Here is a 20,555-nt window from a genome sequence, read left to right on the forward strand (position 1 = left end):
TCGGACTCATTCTCCCAGGGTGAATCGGGCGACGTTGTTGGCGCCGGTACGCGGCGCCAGGTCCACGGGCTCGCCGCGCCAGACGAGCTCGACGCCGGTGGCGTTGCCCACGGTCAGGCGGAAGGGCGGCTCGCCTTCGACGCGCGCCGTGGTGCCGGGTTCCTGAAGACCGACGAAGACGCGCTCATTGTTGGCGTCGAAGATCTCGGTCCAGGACTGCTCGTTGAAGGTCAGCTCCAGCACTCGAGCGTCCCCGGTCGGCTCGGTGGGGGCGGGGGCCGCCTCGTCCGTCTCGCCGGACGGCTCGGCCTCGGGGGACGCTTCGGTGCCGGCGGTGGCGATCGCCTCCTCGGTCGCGGGGGCGTCGGTGCCGGACTCGGGCTCGGCCGGCGACGGGGAGGCGGTTTCGGCGGCGGCCGGGGCCGGCGACTCGGGGGCTTCGGCGGGCGCCGGCTGCTCGGCGGCGGTGGCGACTCGGCTGCTCCAGTCCTCGTCCGTCCCGGCGTTCCCGGTCACCGGCTCGCCATCGTCCCCGGTGATGGTCGTGGTGCCGTCGAGGCTGTCCACGGCCACCGGGGCGTTGTCCCCCGGGGTGGGCGGCTGGCTGCCGCCGCGACTCTGCCACCACAGCAGGGTCAGGCCGACCAGGCCGGCGATGACCACCAGGGTGGCGAGGCGGAACAACCAGGCGCCGAGGCGCGAGGGCGGCTTGTTGACCACGTGCACCGGGGTGACCTTGCGCTCCAGGTCGTCCGTGCCGACCCGAGCCTGGTAGGCGGCCAGCACCTGCTCGGGGTCCAGGTCCAGCAGGCTGGCGTAGCTGCGCAGGTAGCCGCGCCGGTAGGTGGCGATCGGCACCTCGTCGTAGTCGTCTCGCTCCAGACCGTCGATCACGGCCGGGCGCAGGTTCAGGGCCTCGGCGACCTCGTCCCGCGACAGCTCCATGGCCTCGCGGGCGCGGCGTAGCATCTCGCCGGGCGAAGCCTGGGCGGCGGAGACGTCGGGCTCCTGATGTGGGGTGTCGCTCATGGCGGGGCATCCTTCATTGGGAAACGGGGTCAGGGCGCGTCATCGGGAGACGCCGCCACCCGGTCGCCACGGGCCTGATCCAGGTCGCGTGCCAGCCGCCGCGCCGCCGGCGTGGGGCCGGCCAGGCGCATGAAGGTCTCGAGTTGGCGCTCGGCGCGGGCGTAATGGCCCTGCTCGTAATCGAGCTGGGCCAGGCGCAGGTAACTGCCCGGCTGGCGCGGATCGATGCTCTGGGCGCGCATCAGGCTCTCGCGGGCGGCCGTGAGGTCGCCGAGGCGGCGCTGACACTGGCCCAGGTTGGTGAACAGCTGGGCGCGGTTGGCGTACTGGGTATCGGCGGCGGCCTGCTCGAGCTGGTGGCAGGCCTCGCGGATGCGTCCCTGATCATACAGGAAGGCGGCATAGTTGTTGCGTGCCCGGGTCAGGTCGGGGGCGGCCTCGAGGGCGCGACGAAAGGTGTCGTCGGCCAGCGCCGCCTCGCCCTGGCGCTGGTAGACGATGGCCATGGCCTGGAGGGCCTCGGCGTCCTCGGGGGCGATCTCCAGGGCACGGTCCAGGGCCGAGAGGGCCCGGGGCAGGTTGACGCGCTCCAGGTAGGCCATTCCCAGCCGGGTGTAGGCGTCCACCGGGTCGGCGTCCGCGCTGGGCGTGGTCGGGCCGGGTTGGGAGGCACAACCGGTCAACCAGAGGGTGCTTGCCAGGAGGATGGTGACGGTGAACTGTCGAAGACCGGGCGGGCGACGTGTCATGGCATCCTCTCGGAAGGCGGGCGGTGCACGGCGCGCACCTCCCGGCCGTTGATGAAAAAAAGCCCGATCATCAAAGCGTCGTGCCCGATGGAAGTCAAGGCGACGACCCCGTTCAGTCGGCGTCCAGCTGGATCGACTGGATGTAGCGGGCATGGCGCTTGGTGCGATCCTTGACGCGACCCACCAGCTGGCCGCAGGCGGCATCGATGTCATCGCCGCGAGTCGAGCGGATCGGGGCCGTGTAGCCGAGCTCGTAGAGCCACTGCTGGAAACGCATCACCTGGTTGCGGGATGGCTTCTCGTAGCCCGAGTGAGGGAAGGGGTTGAACGGGATCAGGTTGATCTTGCAGGGCAGCTCGTCGAGCAGTTCGGCGAGTTGGCGGGCATGCTCCTGCTGGTCGTTCACGTCCTTGATCAGGGTGTACTCGATGGTGATCATCCGGGTGTCGTCGCACTTGGCCAGGTAGCGCTGGCAGGCGTCGAGCAGGGTCCGGATGTCGTACTTGCGATTGAGCGGTACCAGCTCGTTGCGCAACTCGTCGTTGGCGGCATGCAGCGAGATGGCCAGGCTCACGTCGAGTTCGTCGCCGAGCCGGTCGAGCATCGGCACCACGCCGGAGGTGGAGAGGGTGACGCGGCGCTTGGAGAGGCCATAGCCGTTGTCGTCGAGCATCAGCTTCATGGCCGGCACGACGTTGTCGTAGTTCAGCAGCGGCTCGCCCATGCCCATCATCACCACGTTGGTGACCGGACGGTTGGCGGTGTCCTTGCGCGGGCCGAAGCTGTTGCTGGCGACCCAGACCTGGCCGATGATCTCGGCCGCGGTGAGGTTGCGCTGGAAGCCCTGCTTGCCGGTCGAGCAGAAGCTGCAGTCCAGCGAGCAGCCGACCTGTGAGGACACGCAGAGGGTGCGGCGCTTGCCGTTCTCGGCGGGGATCAGCACCGTCTCCACGTAGCTGCCGTCTTCCACTTCCAGGACCCACTTGCGGGTGCCGTCGCTGGAGGTGCCCTCGTAGACCACGCCGGGGCCCCGGATCTCGGCGACCTCTTCCAGGCGGGCACGCAGTGCCTTGGACAGGTTGGTCATGGCCGCGAAGTCGTCGCAGCCCTCATGATGGATCCATTTCATCACCTGGGCGGCACGGAACTTCTTCTCGCCGATGGAGAGGAAGAAGGCTTCCATCTCCTGGCGGGTCATGCCGAGCAGGTTGGTGCGTTGGGGAGCGGTCGTGGCGGTCATGGCAATCAGGGGAGTCGGTGGGGGCGGGCGGGGGCAGAACGCCCCCGCCGGCGACAGGCAATCAGCCGCGCGGGCAGATCTCGCTGTCCTGGAAGAAGTACGCGATCTCGCGGGCCGCGGATTCCGGGGAATCGGAACCGTGGACGGCGTTGGCGTCGATGGACTGGGCGAAGTCGGCGCGGATGGTGCCGGGCTCGGCTTCCTTCGGGTTGGTGGCGCCCATCAGGTCACGGTTGGCGGCGATGGCGTTCTCGCCTTCCAGCACCTGGACGATCACCGGGCCGGAGGTCATGAAGCCGACCAGGTCGCCGAAGAAGGGACGCTCCTTGTGCTCGGCGTAGAAGCCCTCGGCCTGCTCCTGGGAGAGGTGCAGCATCTTGGCGGCGACGATCTGCAGGCCGGCCTTCTCGAAGCGGCTCTCGATCTCGCCGATGACGTTCTTGGCGACGGCGTCGGGCTTGATGATGGACAGGGTACGTTCGGTAGCCATGGGGCGTGTCTCCAGTCTGGAAAGTGACGAGCGTGACGCCCCGCGCCGCCCCGGGAGGACCGGGGCGGCGCGGGGACGGGGAATCGGTGCGGTCCGGCGCCGGGCGCCGGTTGGGCGCAGAGTATACCGCTCCGGGGCGGCAATGAACAATCGCGCCCACGGCGCGCTTCAGACGCTGAAGCTCTCGCCGCAGCCGCACTCGTCCTTGACGTTGGGGTTGCGGAAGCGGAAGTAGCGGTTCAGGCCCTCGGACACGTAGTCGACCTCGCTGCCGTCGAGCATCTCCAGCGCCTCGGGGGCCACGTAGACCTTGACCCCGTGCTCCTCGACGATCACGTCGTCGTTGGCGGCCTCGTCGGCGAAGTCGAGGACGTAGCTGTAGCCGGAGCAGCCGCTGGGCTTGACCGAGACCCGCAGGCCCAGGCCGTGCCCGCGCTCGTCGAGGACCCGGCGGATCTGCTCGGCGGCGGCGGTGGTGATCGATAGGTGCGCCATGATGGTCTCCTGCAGGAAAATGAGGCTATCGGCGCAGCCCGGTCAGGGCGTGCCGCAGGGCCTCCAGGGCCCGGTCGATGTCGGCCTCGGTGGTGAAGCGTCCGAAGCTGAAGCGCAGCGAGGCCAGCGCCAGGCGACGGGGCACGCCGATGCCCTTCAGTACATAGGATGGCTCGACACTGGCCGAATTGCAGGCCGAGCCGGTGGACAGGGCGATGTCGCGCAGCGCCATGAGCAGCGACTCGCCATCGACGCCCTCGAAGGCCAGGTTGAGGATGTTGGGTACCGCCGTCTCGATGGCGGTGTTGCGATGGATGCCCTCCAGGTCCTCCAGGCCGGCCAGCAGGCGGTCACGCAGGTCGCGGATGCGGGCCTGGTCGGCGTCCCCCTCGCGGCCGGCGATGGCGAAGGCCTCGCCCATGCCGACGATCTGGTGGGTCGGGAGGGTGCCCGAGCGCATGCCGCGCTCGTGGCCGCCGCCGTGGATCAGCGCCTCGAGGCGGATGTCCGGATCTCGCCTGACGTAGAGGGCGCCGATGCCCTTGGGGCCGTAGGCCTTGTGGCCGGACAGCGACATCAGGTCGATGCCCAGGCTCGACACGTCCAGAGGCAGCCGGCCCACCGCCTGGGCGGCATCCACATGGAAGACGGCCCCGCCGGCATGGACCACCTCGGCCAGGGCGGCCAGGTCGTGGATGCTGCCCAGCTCGTTGTTCACCGCCATCAGCGAGACCAGGACGGTGTCCTCGCGCATGGCCGCGCGCAGCGCCTCGGGGGTGATCCGACCATCGGTCTCCGGGGTCAGCCAGGTGACCTCGAAGCCTTCCCGCTCCAGGGCCCTGGCGGTGTCCACCACCGCCTTGTGCTCGATGATCGAGGTCACCAGGTGGCGGCCCCGCGACCGGTTGGCGCGCATGAAGCCGGTCAGCGCCAGGTTGTCGGCCTCGGTGGCGCCGCTGGTCCAGACGATCTCCCGGGGATCGGCGCCGATCAGGTCGGCGACCTGGCGGCGGGCGCCCTCCACGGCCTGTTCCGCCTGCCAGCCCAGCATATGGCTGCGCGAGGCGGGATTGGCGAAGATGCCGTCCAGGGTCAGGTGGCGGCTCATGATCTCGGCGACCCGGGGATCGACCGGGGTGGTGGCGGCGTAATCGAGGTAGACGGGTGCGCTCATGGGCTCGTGGCGATGGTGGCGGATCGGGGACGGCGAGGCCGTCGATGTCAGGGGGACGCGGTCGGGATCTGGTCGTCGTCGAGGCGGCGACGCTGGCGTTCGGCGATATGCCGGAATTCCTCGCGCCCGGCCAGCTGTCCCAGGGTCACGCCCTCGAGGAAGCCGTGGATCTGCTCGGACAGCTCGTTCCACAGGTGGTGGGTCAGGCAGGTATCGCCCTGCTGGCAGTCCGAGAGCCCGCCGCAGCGGGTGGTGTCCACCGATTCGTTGACGGCGTCGATGACCCGGGCCACCGAGATGGCGTCGGGGTTCATCGCGAGCAGGTAGCCGCCGCCCGGGCCGCGCACGCTGTCGACCAGTCTCGCGCGCCGCAGGCGGGCGAACAGCTGCTCAAGGTAGGACAGCGAGATCTCCTGGCGCTTCGAGATGTCGGCGAGGCTGATGGGGCCCTCGTCGGCATTCATGGTCAGGTCGAGCATGGCGGTGACGGCGTAGCGTCCCTTGGTGGTCAGGCGCATGGGGCACTCACCTCGGCACCGGCGCGGGCGTCGGTAGTCGGTGAATCGGGCCGACGCCCGGACGGGCGTCGGATAGGCGAATCATTATGATAAAGCCCGAGTGCGGCGGTCAACCATTGTCTCGGGGCTTGTCGGCCGGCGCCTGGGGAGAGGCGCCCTCGGTGGCCTCGCCGCGCTGGCCGCAGCCGGTCTCGGCATCCTCCAGGATGTTGGCGAAGTCCTCGTCGTCCAGCTCGGGGAGGCGACCGTCGCGAAACCCGGCATCGATCTTGCGCAGCGTCGAGCACATGCGCTCGATGCGCTCGTCCACCGCGTGCATGTGGTCGAGCATCGCCTGCATGGAGCGGGCCACCGGGTCCGGCATGTCCTGGCTCACGCCGTAGGCGTCGAACCCGAACTTGCGCCGCATGGCTTCCCGGCGTTCGGGATCCACGGCGAGCGGCTCGGTTTCGTCGGGCTCGCGGCGCTGGACCACCTTGCCGGGGATGCCGACCACGGTGGCGCCGGCCGGCACCTCCTTGGTGACCACGGCGTTGGAGCCGACCTTGGCCCCGGCGCCCACGGAGAAGGGACCGAGGATCTTGGCGCCGGCGCCGACGATGACGCCGTCCTCCAGGGTGGGGTGGCGCTTGCCCTTGTTCCAGCTGGTGCCGCCCAGGGTGACGCCCTGATAGAGGGTGACGTCGTCGCCGACCTCGGCGGTCTCGCCGATCACCACGCCCATGCCGTGATCGATGAAGAAGCGCCGGCCGATGGTGGCGCCCGGATGGATCTCGATGCCGGTGAACCAGCGGGCCAGGCTCGACAGGGTGCGGGCCAGCCACTTGAGGTTCCTGCGCCACAGCCAGTGACTCAGGCGGTGGGCGAGCAGGGCATGCAGACCGGGATAGTTGGTGAGCACTTCCAGGAAGTTGCGCGCCGCCGGGTCACGGGCGAATACGCTGTTGATGTCCTCGCGCAGACGTTGAAACATGCGGCGATCCTTGGGTGGAGGAGCGAGACGATTCCTTCATAGTGGGGGTGCGGCGGGACGGCTTCAAGCCGTGGGCTCAGTCGTCTTCGCGGCGCGGTACCAGGCGCTCGGTGTAGGACAGGATGCCGCGCAGGATATTGAGCTCCATGCGCTCCGGCCGGGCGCGCAGGGTGAAGCGCCGCAGCCGGGCCATCAGCTGGCGCGGGGTGGTCGGGTCGTGGAAGCCGATGGCGATCAGGGTGCGCTCCAGGTGGGCGAAGTAGTGCTCGAGCTCCTCATGGCTGGCCAGCGGCTGCTCGGGCGCGGGGGCTTCCGGTTCGGCCTCCTGCCGGGCGAGCCAGGCCAGCCGGCATTCGTAGGCCAGGACCTGGACCGCGGCGGCCAGGTTCAGGGAGCTGAAATCCGGGTTGGTGGGGATGTGCACGTGGGCGTGGCAGCGCTGCAACTCGGCGTTGGTCAGGCCGCTGTCCTCGCGGCCGAACACCAGCGCCACGCGGCGCTCCGGTGCGGCGAGCTCCTCGGGCAGCCGCTCGCCGAGCGCGCGGGGCGTGATCATCGGCCAGGGCAGGGTGCGCGAGCGGGCGCTGGCGCCCACCACCAGGGTGCAGTCGGCCACCGCCTCCTCCAGGGTCTCCACCGTCCGGGCGCCATGGACCAGGGCGTCGGCCCCGGAGGCCCGCGACACCGTGTCCGCGGTCAGCGGTTCGCAGCGTGGCGCCACCAGGGCCAGGTCCGTCAGGCCCATGTTGTGCATGGCGCGGGCGGTGCCGCCGATGTTGCCGGGGTGACTGGTGCCGATCAGGACGATGCGGATGTGCTCGAGCATGGGAGACTTCCGGTTGGAGCTGTCGAAGATGGGAAAAGGCGCAGTCTAGCATGCTGGGGTCGAGCTTAGCGCGTGGCGCGGGACTCGCGCTTCTGCTAGGATGCGCGCCGACCCGTTCTTTAACACCACCGACTCCCCAAGGCCCGATCATGCATCCGATGGTCCAATTCGCGCTGCGTGCCGCTCGCAGTGCCGGCGAACAGTTCCTGCGTGTCCGTGAGCGCATCGAGAACGCCCACGAAGAACACAACCTCGACAAGCTGCTCGAGGATACCGCCCGCAACGCCGAGACGTTGATCGTGCGACAGCTGTCCCGCGGCTATCCCCAGCATGGCGTCGTCGGTCGCTACACCCCCTACCGTGCCGGTGAGGGCGAGGGACGCGACGTGCTGTGGCGCATCGAACCCTTCCACGGCTACTCCAATCTGGCGGTCGCCGCCCCCGGCTTCGCGCTGTCGCTGGTTTGCCTGGTCAAGGGCCGTCCGGAGCATGCGGTGGTGATCTGCCCCTTCAGCGATGACGAGTATCTGGCCAGCCGGGGCCGTGGCGCCCAGCTAAACGGCAAGCGCATCCGCGTCTCCAAGGCCACCTCGATCACCGGGACGCGCATCGCCATGAGCCTGCCCGAGGCCGGGTTGCGCGCCCGCCTGCTGCCGTCCTACCTGACCCTGACCCAGCAGCTGGCGCCCCACGTGGAGTTGGTGCGCGCCTCCGGCAGCGGCCTGCTGGACCTGGCCGAGCTGGCCGCCGGCCGGGTCGATGCCGCCTTGGGGCTGGGGCTCGAAGAGCAGGACCTGCAGGTCGGCTCGCTGCTGCTCAAGGAGGCCGGCGCGCTGCAGGGCACGCCGGACGGCCAGCCGTCGGTGAGCGTCGAGGGGCAGCTGATGGCCGCCGGTCCGCGCCTGTTCAAGGCCCTGCTCAAGCAGCTCAAGCCTCACTTCTGAGGGAACGCCGCGGCTTGGCGGCGCTCCCGCTGCCGGGAACCCTCGAGACGCCCCCGCGGTCCTGCCGCGGGGGCGTCTTGCGTTCGGTAGGGGTTACATCCGGTGACATTCACAAGGCTGTTCTGAGCGGGCCAGTGGGTGTAGCTTGGGGGTGACCGGTGGCGTTCGGCGCCCCGGCTTCATGCGTCCCCGGCGTCGACGCTCGCCGAAGCCGGGCCATGACCCTCACCCGCGAGAGGAGTGATGATGGAACCGCTCAGCTATTACTACTACAACGTGCTGGAAAGCCTGGAGAAGCCCTGCGATGTGCCTGCCCTGCACCTCCAGGAAGGCTATGACCTCCTGTACCGCTACGGGGGCCGGGTCGAGATGGACCTGATCCGCCGTGCCGAGGAGGCCAGCGCGAATGGCGAGCCCTACCATTGGCACGAGGCGTTGGATGCCGAACAGCAGGACAAGCTGCGCCGTGCCCTCCAGGACGAGAACCCGGCCAAGATCCTCAAGGTCATGCAGCGCAACGGCTACGCCGGCGTGCTGTATCACCATGCCCGCGAGGTCTTCTCGCCGGACGATGCCCAGGGCGTCGCCTAGGTGTGATCTCTCGGTAGGTTGTTCATCCGGAACCTACCCGGAAGACTGGAGATGCGAACCAACCAATCGCTCCAGGAGGTCCGGATGAACACTCACCAGAATGCCCGTCTTACCCCACATGGTCGAGCCCTGCTGGCACGTCGTGTCATCGATGAAGGGATACGGCCAAGGGAAGTGGCTCAAGCTCAGGGCGTCAGTGTGAGAACGGTCTACAAGTGGGTCCGCCGGTTCCGCGAAGAAGGCCTCCCGGGGCTTCAAGACCGCTCGTCGCGCCCGGGGCGGAGCCCTTGTGCCACCGATGCCGCCACCGTGGAGCAGGTCATCGAACGTCGTCAGCAGCGTCAGACCTATCGCCAGATCGCCCGGGCGCTGGGCATCGGGCAGAGCACGGTGGCGCGGATCCTCAAGCGCAAGGGGCTGAACCGGCTGGCCTTGCTGTCACCGGCAAGGCCTGATAACCGCTATGAACATGACGCGCCAGGGGATCTCCTGCACTTGGATATCAAGAAGTTGGGACGTTTCGAACGCCCGGGCCATCGGGTGACGGGCGATCGCCAGCAGAACACGCCCGGCGCGGGGTGGGAGTATGTCCATATCGCTATCGACGATCACTCACGGGTGGCCTTCGGCACCCTCTATCCCAATGAAACCGGTTGGAGCGCGTGTTACGCGCTGCTGGACGCGATGCGTTATTACCGGCGGCTCGGGGTTCGCTTCGCCCGTGTCCTGACCGACAACGGCGCCTGTTACAAATCCAAGGCATTCCAGCGCCTGTGCCGGCGCCTGGGGCTAACGCACAAGCGCACTCGCCCTTATACCCCACGCACCAATGGCAAGGCAGAGCGGTTTATTCAAACCGCCCTTCGCGAATGGGCCTATGCGCGGTCCTACGAGAGCTCGGAGCAGCGCCGGCAACATCTGCCGGCCTGGCTGCACCAGTACAACTGGCATCGGCCGCATGCCAGTTTGGATTACTGCTCTCCGGTTCACCGGTTAGGCCTTTCCGTGAACAACCTGGTGGGTTTACACACCTAGGCGCCCGACGGCATCGAGACCGGCACGAAAAAAAGCCACCCGGGCGGGTGGCTTTTTTCGTGGGCGGGCGAGGCGCTCAGGGCAGCTCCTCGGCCTCCGGGTCCTCCTTGGGGGCCGGGATCAGGTCCTCGCGCTGCAGCTTGAGCGGCAGCAGCAGGGCCCCGGACACATAGATGGACGAGAAGGTCCCGATCAGCACGCCGAGGATCAGCGCCACGGCGAAGAAGTGGATCATGTCGCCGCCCAGGGTCACCAGGGCCAGCAGCACCAGCAGGGTGGTGCCGGAGGTCGCCAGGGTGCGCGACAGGGTCTGGTTGATGGCCTCGTTGAAGATGGTCGGCATGTCCTCGATGCGCGACTTGCGGATGTTCTCGCGGATGCGGTCGTAGACCACGATGGTGTCGTTGAGCGAGTAGCCGATCACCGCCAGCACCGCCGCCAGCACGGTGAGGTCGAACTCGAAGCCGAACAGCGAGAAGACGCCGACCACGATGATGACGTCGTGGAGCAGGGCCAGCAGGGCGCCGAGGGCGAACTTGTACTGGAAGCGGAAGGCCACATAGAGCATCACGATGCCCAGCGCCACCAGCAGGCCCAGGCCGCCCTTGTCGCGCAGCTGGTCGCCGACCTGGGCGCCGACGAACTCGGCGCGCACCAGCTCGACGTCGGCCCCGCCGCGGGCCAGCAGGTCGACGACACGGTCGCCGACGCCGGCCTCGAAGGCCTGCTGCAGGCGGATCAGCACCTCGGTGGAGGCGCCGAAGGTCTGCACCGCCACGTCCTGAAAGCCGGCGGCCTCCAGTGTCTGGCGCACGCCGTCCAGGGCCGGCGCCGTGGCGTAGCGGACCTCGACCAGGGTGCCGCCGGTGAAGTCCAGGCCCAGGTTGAGGCCCTGGACCAGCAGCGAGACGATCGACACCAGCAGCATCGCCGCCGAGGCCGCGAAGGCCAGCCGGCGCTTGCCCATGAAGTCGAACTGTCGTTGGATCAGGGATTGCATGGCCACCTCTTAAATCCAGAGCTTCTTGACCGGCTTGCCGCCATAGCACAGGTTGACCATGGCGCGGGTCACCATCAGGGCGGTGAACAGCGAGGTCAGGATGCCCAGCGACAGGGTCACGGCGAAGCCCTTGACCGGCCCGGTGCCGATCGAGAACAGGATCAACGCCACCAGCAGGGTGGTGATGTTGGCGTCGACGATGGACGTGAAGGCGCGTTCGTAGCCGGCGTGGATGGCCTGCTGCACCGAGAGGCCGGTGCGCAGCTCCTCGCGGATGCGCTCGAAGATCAACACGTTGGCGTCCACCGCCATGCCCAGCGTCAGGACGATGCCGGCGATGCCGGGCAGCGTCAGGGTGGCCCCGAGCAGCGACATGGCCGCCACCAGCAGGGTCAGGTTGAGCGCCAGGGCGAGGTTGGCGAAGACGCCGAACACCTTGTAGCGCACCAGCATGAAGGCCACCACCAGCAGCAGGCCGATCTGCACCGAGAGCACGCCGCGCTCGATGTTCTCCGCGCCGAGGCTCGGTCCGATGGTACGCTCCTGGGCGAAGTAGATCGGCGCGGCCAGCGAGCCGGAGCGCAGCAGCAGCGCCAGCTCCGCCGCCTCGGTGGGCGAGTCGAGCCCGGTGATGCGGAAGCTGTTGCCCAGGGCGCTCTGGATGGTGGCCAGGCTGATGATGCCCCGCTCGGTGTAGGGGGTGCGGACGGTGACCTCCTCGCCGTCCTCGAGCACCGTGCGCTCGCGAGTCTTGTGCTCGATGAACAGCACCGCCATGTTGCGGCCGATATTGGTGCGGGTGGCGCGGTTCATCAGGGTGCCGCCGGTGCCGTCCAGGTTGATGTTCACCTGGGGGCGGCCGTTCTCGTCGAAGCTATGGTTGGCGTTGGAGACGCTGTCGCCGGTGATGATGACGTCGCGCATCAGGGTGGCGGTACGCTCCGGCTGGTTGCGGAACGGGAAGGTCTGGGTCTCGGCCTCGGGGGTGTCCGGGCGGGCCTCGAGGCGGAACTCCAGGTTGGCGGTGGCGCCGACGATGCGCTTGGCGGCGGCGGTGTCCTGCACGCCGGGCAGCTCGACGACGATGCGTGCCGGCCCCTGGCGCTGGACCAGCGGCTCGGCCACGCCCAGTTCGTTGACCCGGTTGCGCAGCGTGGTCAGGTTCTGGTTGATCGCGTAGTCCTGGATCTCCTCCACGGCCACGTCGGTCAGGGTCATGGCCAGGCCCGCGCCCCGGGCGCGATCGAGGTTGCGGTACTCGAACTCCGGGAACTCGCGGCTGATCAGCCGGCGGGCCTCGTCGCGGTCCTCGGCGTTCATGAAGTCCATGCGGATCGAGCGTCCGTCGATCTCGGTGTTGCGGTAGCGCAGTCGCTCGTCGCGCAGCGTCTCGCGCATGGCGCTGGCATTGACCTCCAGGCGCTGGGTCAGCGCGGCCTCCATGTCGACCTCGAGCAGGAAGTGCACGCCGCCGCGCAGGTCCAGGCCCAGGGTCATGGGGGAGGCGGCCAGGGACTCCAGCCAGGAGGGCGTGGACTCGGCCAGGTTGAGAGCCACCACGTAGTCGTCGCCCAGGGCCTCGCTGATCAGGTCGCGGGCCTGGATCTGGTCATCGGCGTTGTGGAGGCGGATGAGGACGTTGCCGGGATTGCGCTCGACGGCCTGGATATCGATGCCGGCCTCGGTCAGGGAGGCCTCGAGGCGCTCGAGGCGGCGCTCGTCGAGGGTGGTGTCGCCCCGGTCGCTGCTGATCTGGACCGCCGGATCCTCGGGGAAGAGGTTGGGGAGGGAGTAGATCAGGCCGACGAGGAGGACGAGGAGTATCAGCAGATACTTCCACAGGGGGTATCGGTTGAGCATGGGGGCCCTGCCCTCAGGTTGCTGATGATGGAGACGGACGCTATGCCATCACGAGCACCGGGCGGAGCCGGTCGGCCGGGCCCCGCCTCGGTGTCGCAGGGCTGCCCGCGCCGCCGGGCGGCGCGGGGCGGGAACGCCCGGTCAGATGGACTTGAGCGTGCCCTTGGGCAGGACGGCGGCCACGGCGTTCTTCTGCACGTTGACCTCGGTGCCCTCGGAGATCTCCATGGTCAGGAACTCGCTGTCGTCGCTGACCTTGGTGATGCGGCCCAGCATGCCGCCGCCGATGACGATCTCGTCACCCTTGGAGAGGTTGCTGACCAGCTGCTTGTGCTGCTTGGCCCGCTTGGCCTGGGGGCGCCACAGCAGGAAGTAGAAGATCAGCACGAAGCCGACCAGCATCACGATCTGGGCGATGCCGCCGCCCGGGGCGGCGCCGGCGTCCTGGGCCAGGGCCGGGGAAATGAAGAAGTCCAACATGTACGACGATCTCCTGAGTCGCGGGGTAACAAGGCGCCGTCCATCGGCGCTCGGGGCCGGTCGCGGGGGACCGGCCGCCGATCAATTCGGTGCGGGCGGGACCGGCAGGCCGCGCTGCGCGTAGAACCCATCCACGAAGTGGGCCAATGTACCCGCTTCGATAGCACCGCGCAAACCGGCCATCAGGCGCTGGTAATGGCGCAGGTTATGGATGGTATTGAGCATCGAGCCGAGCATCTCGCCGCAGCGGTCGAGGTGGTGCAGGTAGGCCCGCGAGAAGTGCTGGCAGGTGTAACAGTCGCAGTCCTCGTCCAGGGGCCGGGTGTCGTGGCGGTGCTTGGCGTTGCGGATCTTGATGGTCCCCTCGCCGGTGAACAGGTGACCGTTGCGGGCGTTGCGGGTCGGCATCACGCAGTCGAACATGTCGACGCCCCGGCGCACCCCCTCCACCAGGTCTTCCGGCTTGCCTACGCCCATCAGGTAGCGCGGCTTGTCCGCCGGCATCCACTCGGGGAGGTAGTCGAGCACCGCCAGCATCTCCTCCTTGGGCTCGCCCACCGAGAGGCCGCCGATGGCGTAGCCGTCGAAGCCGATCGCCTCGAGGCCCTTGAGCGACTGCTCACGAAGCTCGGGGTACATGCCGCCCTGGATGATGCCGAACAGCGCCGAGGGCGAGTCGCCGTGAGCGTCCCGGGAACGCCTCGCCCAGCGCAGCGACATTTCCATGGAGCGCCGGGCCTCCTCGAGAGAGGCGGGGTAGGGGGTGCACTCGTCGAAGATCATCACGATGTCCGAGCCCAGCGAGCGCTGCACGGCCATGGACTCCTCGGGGCCCATGAACACCCTGGAGCCGTCCACCGGCGAGCGGAAGTGCACGCCCTCCTCGGTGATCTTGCGCATCTCGCCGAGCGAGAACACCTGGAAGCCGCCGGAGTCGGTGAGGATCGGCTTGTCCCACTGGGCGAAGTCGTGCAGGTCGCCGTGGCCCTCGATCACCTCGGTGCCCGGGCGCAGCCAGAGGTGAAAGGTGTTGCCGAGGATGATCTCGGCGCCGATCTCCTTCACCGACTGGGGCGTCATGCCCTTGACGGTGCCGTAGGTGCCCACCGGCATGAAGGCGGGGGTTTCCACGGTGCCTCGCGGGAAGCTGAGGCGCCCGCGTCGCGCCCGGCCATCGCTGGCCAGGTGCTCGAAGGTCATGAAACATTCATCGCGCATGGAATATCTCAATGCTGGGACAAGGCGCCCTGAGGAAGGTCAGGTCAGGCAACCGCTGTCGAAAGACACGGAATTTACTGAAGTAAATGAGTCTCTTGAGACAGCGTTCAAGGCGGCATGGCCGAACTCAGGGCGTCTTGCGGGTGAGGAACATGGCGTCGCCATAACTGAAGAAGGCATAGCGCTCCCGGACGGCCTCGCGATAGGCGGCCATGACCGTCTCGAAGCCGGCGAAGGAGGCCACCAGCATCAGCAGGGTCGACTCCGGCAGGTGGAAATTGGTGACCAGGGCATCGACCACGCGCCACTCGTAGCCCGGGTAGATGAAGATATCGGTCTCGCCGCGGTAGGGGGCGATCTCGCCGTCGGCGCTCTTCAGGCAGGCGGACTCCAGGCAGCGCACGCTGGTGGTGCCCACGGCGATCACCCGGTTGCCCCGGGCCCGGGCGGCGCGTACCTGGTCACAGACCGTCTCGTTCACCTCGATCCATTCGCTGTGCATCTCGTGGTCGCGAATGTCGTCGGCGCGCACCGGCTGGAAGGTGCCGGCCCCCACGTGCAGGGTGACGAAGGCGCTCTCCACGCCCTTGTCGGCCAGCGCCTCGAGCAGCGGCTCGTCGAAGTGCAGCCCCGCGGTGGGCGCGGCCACGGCGCCGTCGCGACGGGCATAGACGGTCTGGTAGCGGTCGCGGTCGGCGAGCTCGTCCTCGCGGGTGATGTAGGGCGGCAGCGGCATGTGGCCGTGACGCTCGAGCAGCGCGATCAGCGGCGTATCGCCGAGGAAGCGCAGCTCGAACAGCGCCTCGCGGCGGCCCTCGACGACGGCCCGGATGCCGCTTTCGAACTCCAGCTCGGTACCGGGCTTGGGCGACTTGCTGGCGCGAAGGTGGGCCAGGCCGCGGTGGGCGTCCAGCGGACGCTCCAGCAGCATCTCCACGCGCCCGCCACTGGCCTTGTGGCCGTGCAGCCGGGCCGGGATCACGCGGGTGTCGTTGAACACCAGGAGGTCTCCCGGCTCGAGGATCTCGAGCAGGTCGGGGAAACGGCGATGCGCCAGCTCGCCGCTCCCGCCGTCGACGCACAGCAGCCGGCAGTCGCTGCGTTGCTCGGAGGGGTAGCGGGCGATCAGCGCCTCGGGAAGCTCGTAATGGAAATCGGCGCGCTGCATGGGGCGAAACGTTCCGGAAGACGGGATGGACGGCGGCTCGGGCGAGCCCTGGCAAGCCGACAAGGATACCTGCTCCTTGCCGCGAAGTCAGGGTCCGCGATTGACCTGCTGCATCGCCCACGTATAATGCACCGCCGTTGCCGGTGTGGCGGAATTGGTAGACGCAGCGGATTCAAAATCCGCCGCCTTCACGGGCGTGTCGGTTCGAGTCCGACCACCGGCACCATGAAATCAAGCACTTACATCCCTCCTTGTGCTTGTTCTGATTCAGTATCTCCTAAAGTGTCAACGGAATGACGACGGAATTTCGACGCATCGGTGTGGGCCGATGGGTGTCGGATCCAACCGAATCGCCATCCCAGGCTGATGCCTCAAAACCTTGAATAAGTGTTTTCTAACACAGCTTATTGGCTTTTAGCTCGTTATATGCGCGTGGCCTAATTAAATAGCCGGTGACCCCGCTGGCAATTAGTCCCCGCTTCAGCGGCCCAGCTTGGGCCGCTTTTTTTATGCCTTGCGCTTGGCCGGGATCCTGGGCGCGAACTTGATGGCGTCGGCCAGGTGATCCGGGGAGAGATGGGCATAACGCATCGTCATGGTGATGGTCTGGTGCCCAAGGATCTTCTGGAGGGTCAGCACGTCCCCGCCGTTCATCATGAAGTGGCTGGCGAAGGTATGCCGGAGTACGTGGGTGCGTTGCCCACGAGGGAGGTAGATCTCCGCGTCGACGATCCCGGCCGAGAACGCCTTGTATGCGTTCGTGCGAAACAGGCGGCCTACCCTGGGCCCGTGCTCCACCAGGTCCTGGTAGAGGTCGTCAGGGAGCGGGATGGTGCGGTTGCGGCGGTTCTTGGTGGCGGTATAGGTCACGCGGCCATCTCGCAGCATCTCGGCGCGCAGGGTCTGCGCCTCACTCCAGCGGGCGCCGGTGGCCAGGCAGAGCCGGGTGATGAGCAACACGTCGGGGTTCGGGGAGTCCTCAAGGACCTGGAGCAACCGGGCGATCTCGTCTTCGGTGAGGTAGGTCAGATCCGGTTCATCCAGGCGCAGCGGCTGGACCTGGGCGAAGGGGTTCGAGCCGTCCCACTCGCCGAGTCGAGTCAGGCGGTTGAAGACGGCCCGAAGGTGGGCCTGGTCATGGTTGACCGTGTTGGGGTGGATCCCGTCGGCGAGGCGTTGCTTGCGGAACCGGATGGCGTCCATGGGCGTGAGGGTGGTGGCAACCGGGTTGCCCATCATCTCGGCCAGGGCCAGCATCTGCGAGCAGCGACGCTTGCCGTCCTTGAGGGTGACGCCGTGGCAGTCGTACCACAGCTGCACCAAGTCCTTGAGACGGCGCCGATCCCGCTTCTTGGGGCCATAGGGTTCCCCCATGGCGGCCTTGCCCAGCACGAAGTCATGGAAGCGCTTGGCCTCGCCCTGAGTCTTAAAGATCCGGCGCACACGACGGCCATCGCGCCCTCCTGGTTGGAGGTCGACCTGCCAGCCGGTCTTTACCTTCCTGATCATGCCGCCTTGCCTAGCAATCGTCGCTCCACCAGCTTCTGCTCGACCAGCTGGCGGAAGGCGCTGCTATTGATCCCCCGGCGGCGGTAGTAGTGCTCCAGGTCCTCCCACATGCCGGATGCCTTGAGGAAGTCGATGGCCTGGTGGGTGCCGAAGCCCTGGCGGGCGTAAATCGAGATGAGGTTACCGAAGGCCAGGCAGACGTTTTTCTCGTTTCCCAGGCCGGGTTCCTTGCGCGCCCGCTTGTACATGAAGCTGGGGGCGTGGGCGAAGAACCGGGGATCGTCCTGAAACAGTTGCCAGGCGGGGTCGATGAGGTTGCGGGTGGCGTCCAGGCGATAGCTCTGCATGGCGCTGCGCCAAATCCCGGTGAGATGCGGGATGGTGTCGGTGAAGCGGTGGAAGCCGTGGGCGTCGTCCAGGACCTCGCCGGTGTCGACGTTGCACGGGATCCCGCGGGCAAACTCGGCGAGCACCGACTGGTGAAAGCGCATCTCGATGCGCCAGACGTCCCGCTCGGGGTCGTAGACCTGGGCCAGGTCGTCGTTCGTGGCATTGGCCCACACGCCCTGCCAGAAGTGCAGCTTGTCGCGGTGATGGGCCTCCTTGGTCTTGTTGTAGATCGCGCACTGCAGGGCTCCGGCGGTGCCGAACATGAGGGTTTCGGCGCGTCCGTAGGTGGTGGCGATGTTGCCGTGGTCGAAGCTCAGGGAGTCGATGCCGTCGATCTTCATGACCTTCTTGGAGCGGGTCACGAAGCGATCCATGAAGTCCTTGGGAGGCTCCCAGCCCTGGACGTCCAGGGCGAGGTGGACGGCGCAGCCGGCATGCTCGACGTGCTCGAGGAGACAGCAGGCGATCATGTCCATGAGCTTCTGGCAGTCCTCGGGGCTGCGCTCGTGGAGGTAGTGGGGCGAGAGCTCGATCTTGACGTGGGTGCCGACGTTCTCGGTCTTCACGTGCCGGGCCTGGAAGAACACGATCACGCCCAGGTCGTTGTTCTGGAGGCGGTAGCGGAAGCCGGAGCCGGCAGCGCCGGCCCCCACGGCCCAGGTATGGCCGAACAGGTCGATGGTGGCCCCACGACCCTCCTGGTAGACGCTGATGATCTTGTCGAACTGAGGCAGGTAGGGGAGTCCCCGGTAGAGCTGGCGGACGGTATCCACGCCCGCGTGCAGGAGCTTCACCTGGTCCATGTTCACCTGGCCCCTGGCACTGATGAACAGGTTGCCGAGCGGGTCCCGTTCCCCCGTCTCCAGCGATTCCCTGGAATAGCGATCCCAACGCTTCATTTCGAAAACCACCTATTGGTCAGTAGTGGCAGGTTTCGACACGCTTCGGTGTCATTCTGCGAGACGTGTTACAGGGATGGTCTCGCCGGGCCCGCGCGTGCGGCGCGGGGATGCGGTCGCAAGCGTCCTCTCCCGGCGCCGCACGCACGGGCCGTCATGCCAGCCCCCGGAGCAGGTAGATCAACCAGAGGTGCGCGGGATAGAACCAGCGGGTGAGCGGCCGGGGCAGGCGCATCGGCGGTAAGCAAGTGGTCACCAGGGCGAGCAGCAGGGCCACGCCCAGGAAGGCCGAGACGGCGGACAGGCTCGGACCGTACTGGAGCACCGGCCACACCAGGAGCGGGACGAGCCAGGCGATCGGCCAGCGGATCGCCAGCATGAAGGCGACGATGAGGCCCAGGGCCAGCGGGCCGTATTCGTTGAGCCAGGTGAAGCCGGCCAGCAGCACGCCGGCGACCAGGGCGACGGGATCCCGGTGCCGGTGATAGGCCACCAGGTAGGCGGCGGCGGCGAGGGTGAAGCAGATGTTGCCCAGGACTTCCCCGCGCAGTGCCAGGAACGGGAGCTGGGCGGCCAGGGCGATGAACAGGATCCGGTCGGCGTAGCGGCGGGCATTGGTCGAGTGCAAGGCGTGCCACGCCACCATGAAACAGAACATGGGCAGGGCGAAGCGACCCAGGGTGAGACGCAGGAGAGCCGGTAGGTCACCGCTCACTAGCCAGAGGCTGACGTGATCGACGGCCATGGTGGCGATGGCCAGGCCCTGGACCAGGGGCAGCCAGGTCGGCAGGGATCGGGCCAGGGGGGGAGCGGCGGTCAGGGTGGTCGTGGTCATAGGTCGAGTACCTCCACGTCGAGGGGAAGCCCGCGTTCCATGGCGTTGAAACAGTCGGGGATGGTGGTGCGGATCGGCTTGCCGTCCTGGTCGTAGAGCCGACAGGCGCCGTCGAAGATCGAGCCGGCATGCGCGGTGACGATCTCGGGCTCGGCCTGGCTGGTCGGGCTGATGGTGCGGGCGGCCTGGGGGGCTCCCTGGGCCGATTCTTCCTCGCCGCCCAGGAAGCCGGACACCGAGTTGGCGGCGTAGGCCACGCACAGCGCCGAGCCCAGGAAGACGAAGGGGGCGATGATCAGGATCCGGGGCAGGCGGCGCTTGCCGGTGTGGATCGAGGCCGAGGTGTACTCGGCGAACACTTCCTTGGGGTGCTTCCAGATCGAGACTTCGCAGTCGGCGTCGCCCTTGTGGGTCATGGGGTTGGTGTGACACACGCCCTCGAAGCGGTAGACCAGGGCGCCACCCATCTTGCCCCGGCGCATGAGGTGCTCGTGGACCTCGACCAGGGCGCGGACGTCGCTGGTGACCTGGGAGGGGTTCTGGCAGGTGAGGATGAAGTCGATCCCCCGGTGCCGGTGGGTTTCCAGCTCGGCGATCTCGGGGGGCGGGGTGCCGGTGTTGCGGTAGCGGCGCCATCGTTGCTGGCACTCGTCCAGGACGATGATCGCCCCGTCGGGGCAGTCCATCCATTCGTCGGGGATCGGGGCGGCGCGGGTCCAACCGTTGATGTTGGAGAACACCGGGCGCTCGGGGTGTTCGTGCATGAGCCTCAGCGTCATCCAGATCGCCCGCAGGGTCTTGCCGGCGCCGGGCACGGCGGTGATCAGGTGGATGGACATATCACTTGCCTCCGGTGATGGCGGCGCTGGGCTTGAGGCTCCAGGCGTTCATGGTGGCGCGCAGCAGCAGGGCCGAGCCGATGGACGAGAGGCCCACGTCGAAGCCGGCGAGCTGGATGAACCACAGCACCTGGCCGGACTGGCCCAGGAAGGACGAGGCCTGGGAGAGCAGGCCCGAGATGACCACGGCGCCGATGGTGGTGAACACGACCAGGCCGGCGACCCGGGCCATGAGCGAGCCGACCAGGAAGGTGGCGAAGCCGGAGAGGATGGAGACGAGGATAGCGGGCATG

22 protein-coding genes and 1 tRNA gene are annotated in these 20,555 nt (G+C 67.8%); 4 read left to right on the forward strand and 19 right to left on the reverse strand.

From position 1 onward, the window contains the following. Nucleotides 1–6: 6 nt before the first annotated feature. The 9 genes from BEI_RS02070 to trmJ form a co-directional block, all read right to left on the reverse strand. Entirely contained in the window at nt 7–1,029 is a 1,023-nt protein-coding gene (locus tag BEI_RS02070; RefSeq protein WP_097787948.1) for a RodZ domain-containing protein, read from the reverse strand. 29 nt (nt 1,030–1,058) lie between these two features. Next, complete coding sequence (gene pilW / locus BEI_RS02075) at nt 1,059–1,778, reverse strand: type IV pilus biogenesis/stability protein PilW (protein WP_097787949.1); 720 nt, start codon at nt 1,776–1,778, stop codon at nt 1,059–1,061. 112 nt (nt 1,779–1,890) lie between these two features. Continuing rightward, complete coding sequence (gene rlmN, locus BEI_RS02080; RefSeq protein ID WP_097787950.1) at nt 1,891–3,018, reverse strand: dual-specificity RNA methyltransferase RlmN; 1,128 nt, start codon at nt 3,016–3,018, stop codon at nt 1,891–1,893. 61 nt (nt 3,019–3,079) lie between these two features. Next, nucleotides 3,080–3,508 carry a nucleoside-diphosphate kinase gene (gene ndk, locus BEI_RS02085; protein WP_097787951.1) on the reverse strand — a complete coding sequence of 143 codons (429 nt, stop codon included), beginning with the start codon at nt 3,506–3,508 and terminating at the stop codon, nt 3,080–3,082. Nucleotides 3,509–3,676: 168 nt separating this feature from the next. Further along, on the reverse strand, nt 3,677–4,003 hold the full coding sequence (locus tag BEI_RS02090) for a HesB/IscA family protein (protein WP_097787952.1): 327 nt from the start codon (nt 4,001–4,003) through the stop codon (nt 3,677–3,679). A 25-nt stretch (nt 4,004–4,028) separates the two neighbouring features. Then, nucleotides 4,029–5,177, reverse strand: a complete 1,149-nt coding sequence (locus tag BEI_RS02095; protein ID WP_097787953.1) for an IscS subfamily cysteine desulfurase — start codon at nt 5,175–5,177, stop codon at nt 4,029–4,031. Between the two features lie 47 nt (nt 5,178–5,224). Next, entirely contained in the window at nt 5,225–5,695 is a 471-nt protein-coding gene (locus tag BEI_RS02100; protein WP_097787954.1) for an Rrf2 family transcriptional regulator, read from the reverse strand. 109 nt (nt 5,696–5,804) lie between these two features. Further along, the gene (cysE, locus tag BEI_RS02105; protein WP_097787955.1) at nt 5,805–6,668 is read right to left on the reverse strand and encodes a serine O-acetyltransferase; all 864 of its coding nucleotides are present in this window, start codon (nt 6,666–6,668) and stop codon (nt 5,805–5,807) included. A 76-nt stretch (nt 6,669–6,744) separates the two neighbouring features. Further along, on the reverse strand, nt 6,745–7,494 hold the full coding sequence (gene trmJ / locus BEI_RS02110; RefSeq protein ID WP_097787956.1) for a tRNA (cytosine(32)/uridine(32)-2'-O)-methyltransferase TrmJ: 750 nt from the start codon (nt 7,492–7,494) through the stop codon (nt 6,745–6,747). 149 nt (nt 7,495–7,643) lie between these two features. Between trmJ and BEI_RS02115 the strand changes: the two genes are divergently transcribed. The 3 genes from BEI_RS02115 (at nt 7,644) to BEI_RS02125 (ending at nt 10,064) form a co-directional block, all read left to right on the forward strand. Beyond that, nucleotides 7,644–8,438 carry an inositol monophosphatase family protein gene (locus BEI_RS02115; protein WP_097787957.1) on the forward strand — a complete coding sequence of 265 codons (795 nt, stop codon included), beginning with the start codon at nt 7,644–7,646 and terminating at the stop codon, nt 8,436–8,438. 243 nt (nt 8,439–8,681) lie between these two features. Next, nucleotides 8,682–9,029, forward strand: coding sequence for a hypothetical protein (locus tag BEI_RS02120; RefSeq protein ID WP_227644544.1), 348 nt, complete (start codon nt 8,682–8,684; stop codon nt 9,027–9,029). Between the two features lie 84 nt (nt 9,030–9,113). Next, nucleotides 9,114–10,064 (forward strand): IS481 family transposase, encoded by a 951-nt coding sequence (locus BEI_RS02125; RefSeq protein ID WP_097787959.1) that lies wholly within the window; start codon nt 9,114–9,116, stop codon nt 10,062–10,064. 76 nt (nt 10,065–10,140) lie between these two features. On the opposite strand, the gene secF is transcribed toward BEI_RS02125, so the two are convergent. The 5 genes from secF to queA all read right to left on the reverse strand — a co-directional run bounded on the left by secF (nt 10,141) and on the right by queA (nt 15,790). After that, nucleotides 10,141–11,064 carry a protein translocase subunit SecF gene (gene secF / locus BEI_RS02130; RefSeq protein ID WP_097787960.1) on the reverse strand — a complete coding sequence of 308 codons (924 nt, stop codon included), beginning with the start codon at nt 11,062–11,064 and terminating at the stop codon, nt 10,141–10,143. Nucleotides 11,065–11,073: 9 nt separating this feature from the next. Beyond that, the gene (secD, locus tag BEI_RS02135) at nt 11,074–12,924 is read right to left on the reverse strand and encodes a protein translocase subunit SecD (protein ID WP_097787961.1); all 1,851 of its coding nucleotides are present in this window, start codon (nt 12,922–12,924) and stop codon (nt 11,074–11,076) included. A 141-nt stretch (nt 12,925–13,065) separates the two neighbouring features. Beyond that, complete coding sequence (gene yajC / locus BEI_RS02140) at nt 13,066–13,404, reverse strand: preprotein translocase subunit YajC (protein ID WP_097787962.1); 339 nt, start codon at nt 13,402–13,404, stop codon at nt 13,066–13,068. Between the two features lie 81 nt (nt 13,405–13,485). After that, nucleotides 13,486–14,604: a tRNA guanosine(34) transglycosylase Tgt gene (gene tgt / locus BEI_RS02145; protein ID WP_193765191.1), complete on the reverse strand. Its 1,119-nt coding sequence runs from the start codon at nt 14,602–14,604 to the stop codon at nt 13,486–13,488. Nucleotides 14,605–14,749: 145 nt separating this feature from the next. After that, complete coding sequence (queA, locus tag BEI_RS02150) at nt 14,750–15,790, reverse strand: tRNA preQ1(34) S-adenosylmethionine ribosyltransferase-isomerase QueA (protein ID WP_097787964.1); 1,041 nt, start codon at nt 15,788–15,790, stop codon at nt 14,750–14,752. A gap of 139 nt (nt 15,791–15,929) precedes the next feature. Here queA and BEI_RS02155 point away from each other — a divergent pair. After that, nucleotides 15,930–16,016 (forward strand) — tRNA-Leu (locus BEI_RS02155). A 281-nt stretch (nt 16,017–16,297) separates the two neighbouring features. Here the strand turns inward: BEI_RS02155 and BEI_RS02160 are convergent. The 5 genes from BEI_RS02160 to BEI_RS02180 all read right to left on the reverse strand — a co-directional run bounded on the left by BEI_RS02160 (nt 16,298) and on the right by BEI_RS02180 (nt 20,554). Continuing rightward, nucleotides 16,298–17,299 carry a phage integrase gene (locus BEI_RS02160; RefSeq protein ID WP_097787965.1) on the reverse strand — a complete coding sequence of 334 codons (1,002 nt, stop codon included), beginning with the start codon at nt 17,297–17,299 and terminating at the stop codon, nt 16,298–16,300. Next, nucleotides 17,296–18,588, reverse strand: a complete 1,293-nt coding sequence (locus BEI_RS02165; protein WP_097787966.1) for a hypothetical protein — start codon at nt 18,586–18,588, stop codon at nt 17,296–17,298. The genes BEI_RS02160 and BEI_RS02165 overlap by 4 nt, the downstream gene beginning before the upstream one ends. 154 nt (nt 18,589–18,742) lie before the next feature. After that, complete coding sequence (locus tag BEI_RS02170) at nt 18,743–19,423, reverse strand: TraX family protein (protein ID WP_097787967.1); 681 nt, start codon at nt 19,421–19,423, stop codon at nt 18,743–18,745. Continuing rightward, nucleotides 19,420–20,262 carry a zonular occludens toxin domain-containing protein gene (locus BEI_RS02175; RefSeq protein ID WP_097787968.1) on the reverse strand — a complete coding sequence of 281 codons (843 nt, stop codon included), beginning with the start codon at nt 20,260–20,262 and terminating at the stop codon, nt 19,420–19,422. Before BEI_RS02175 ends, BEI_RS02170 begins: the two co-directional genes overlap by 4 nt. Nucleotide 20,263: 1 nt before the next feature. Continuing rightward, nucleotides 20,264–20,554 carry a hypothetical protein gene (locus BEI_RS02180; RefSeq protein WP_097787969.1) on the reverse strand — a complete coding sequence of 97 codons (291 nt, stop codon included), beginning with the start codon at nt 20,552–20,554 and terminating at the stop codon, nt 20,264–20,266. Nucleotide 20,555: the final 1 nt, after the last annotated feature.

The organism is Halomonas beimenensis (genome assembly GCF_002549795.1).
Lineage (GTDB): Bacteria > Pseudomonadota > Gammaproteobacteria > Pseudomonadales > Halomonadaceae > Halomonas > Halomonas beimenensis.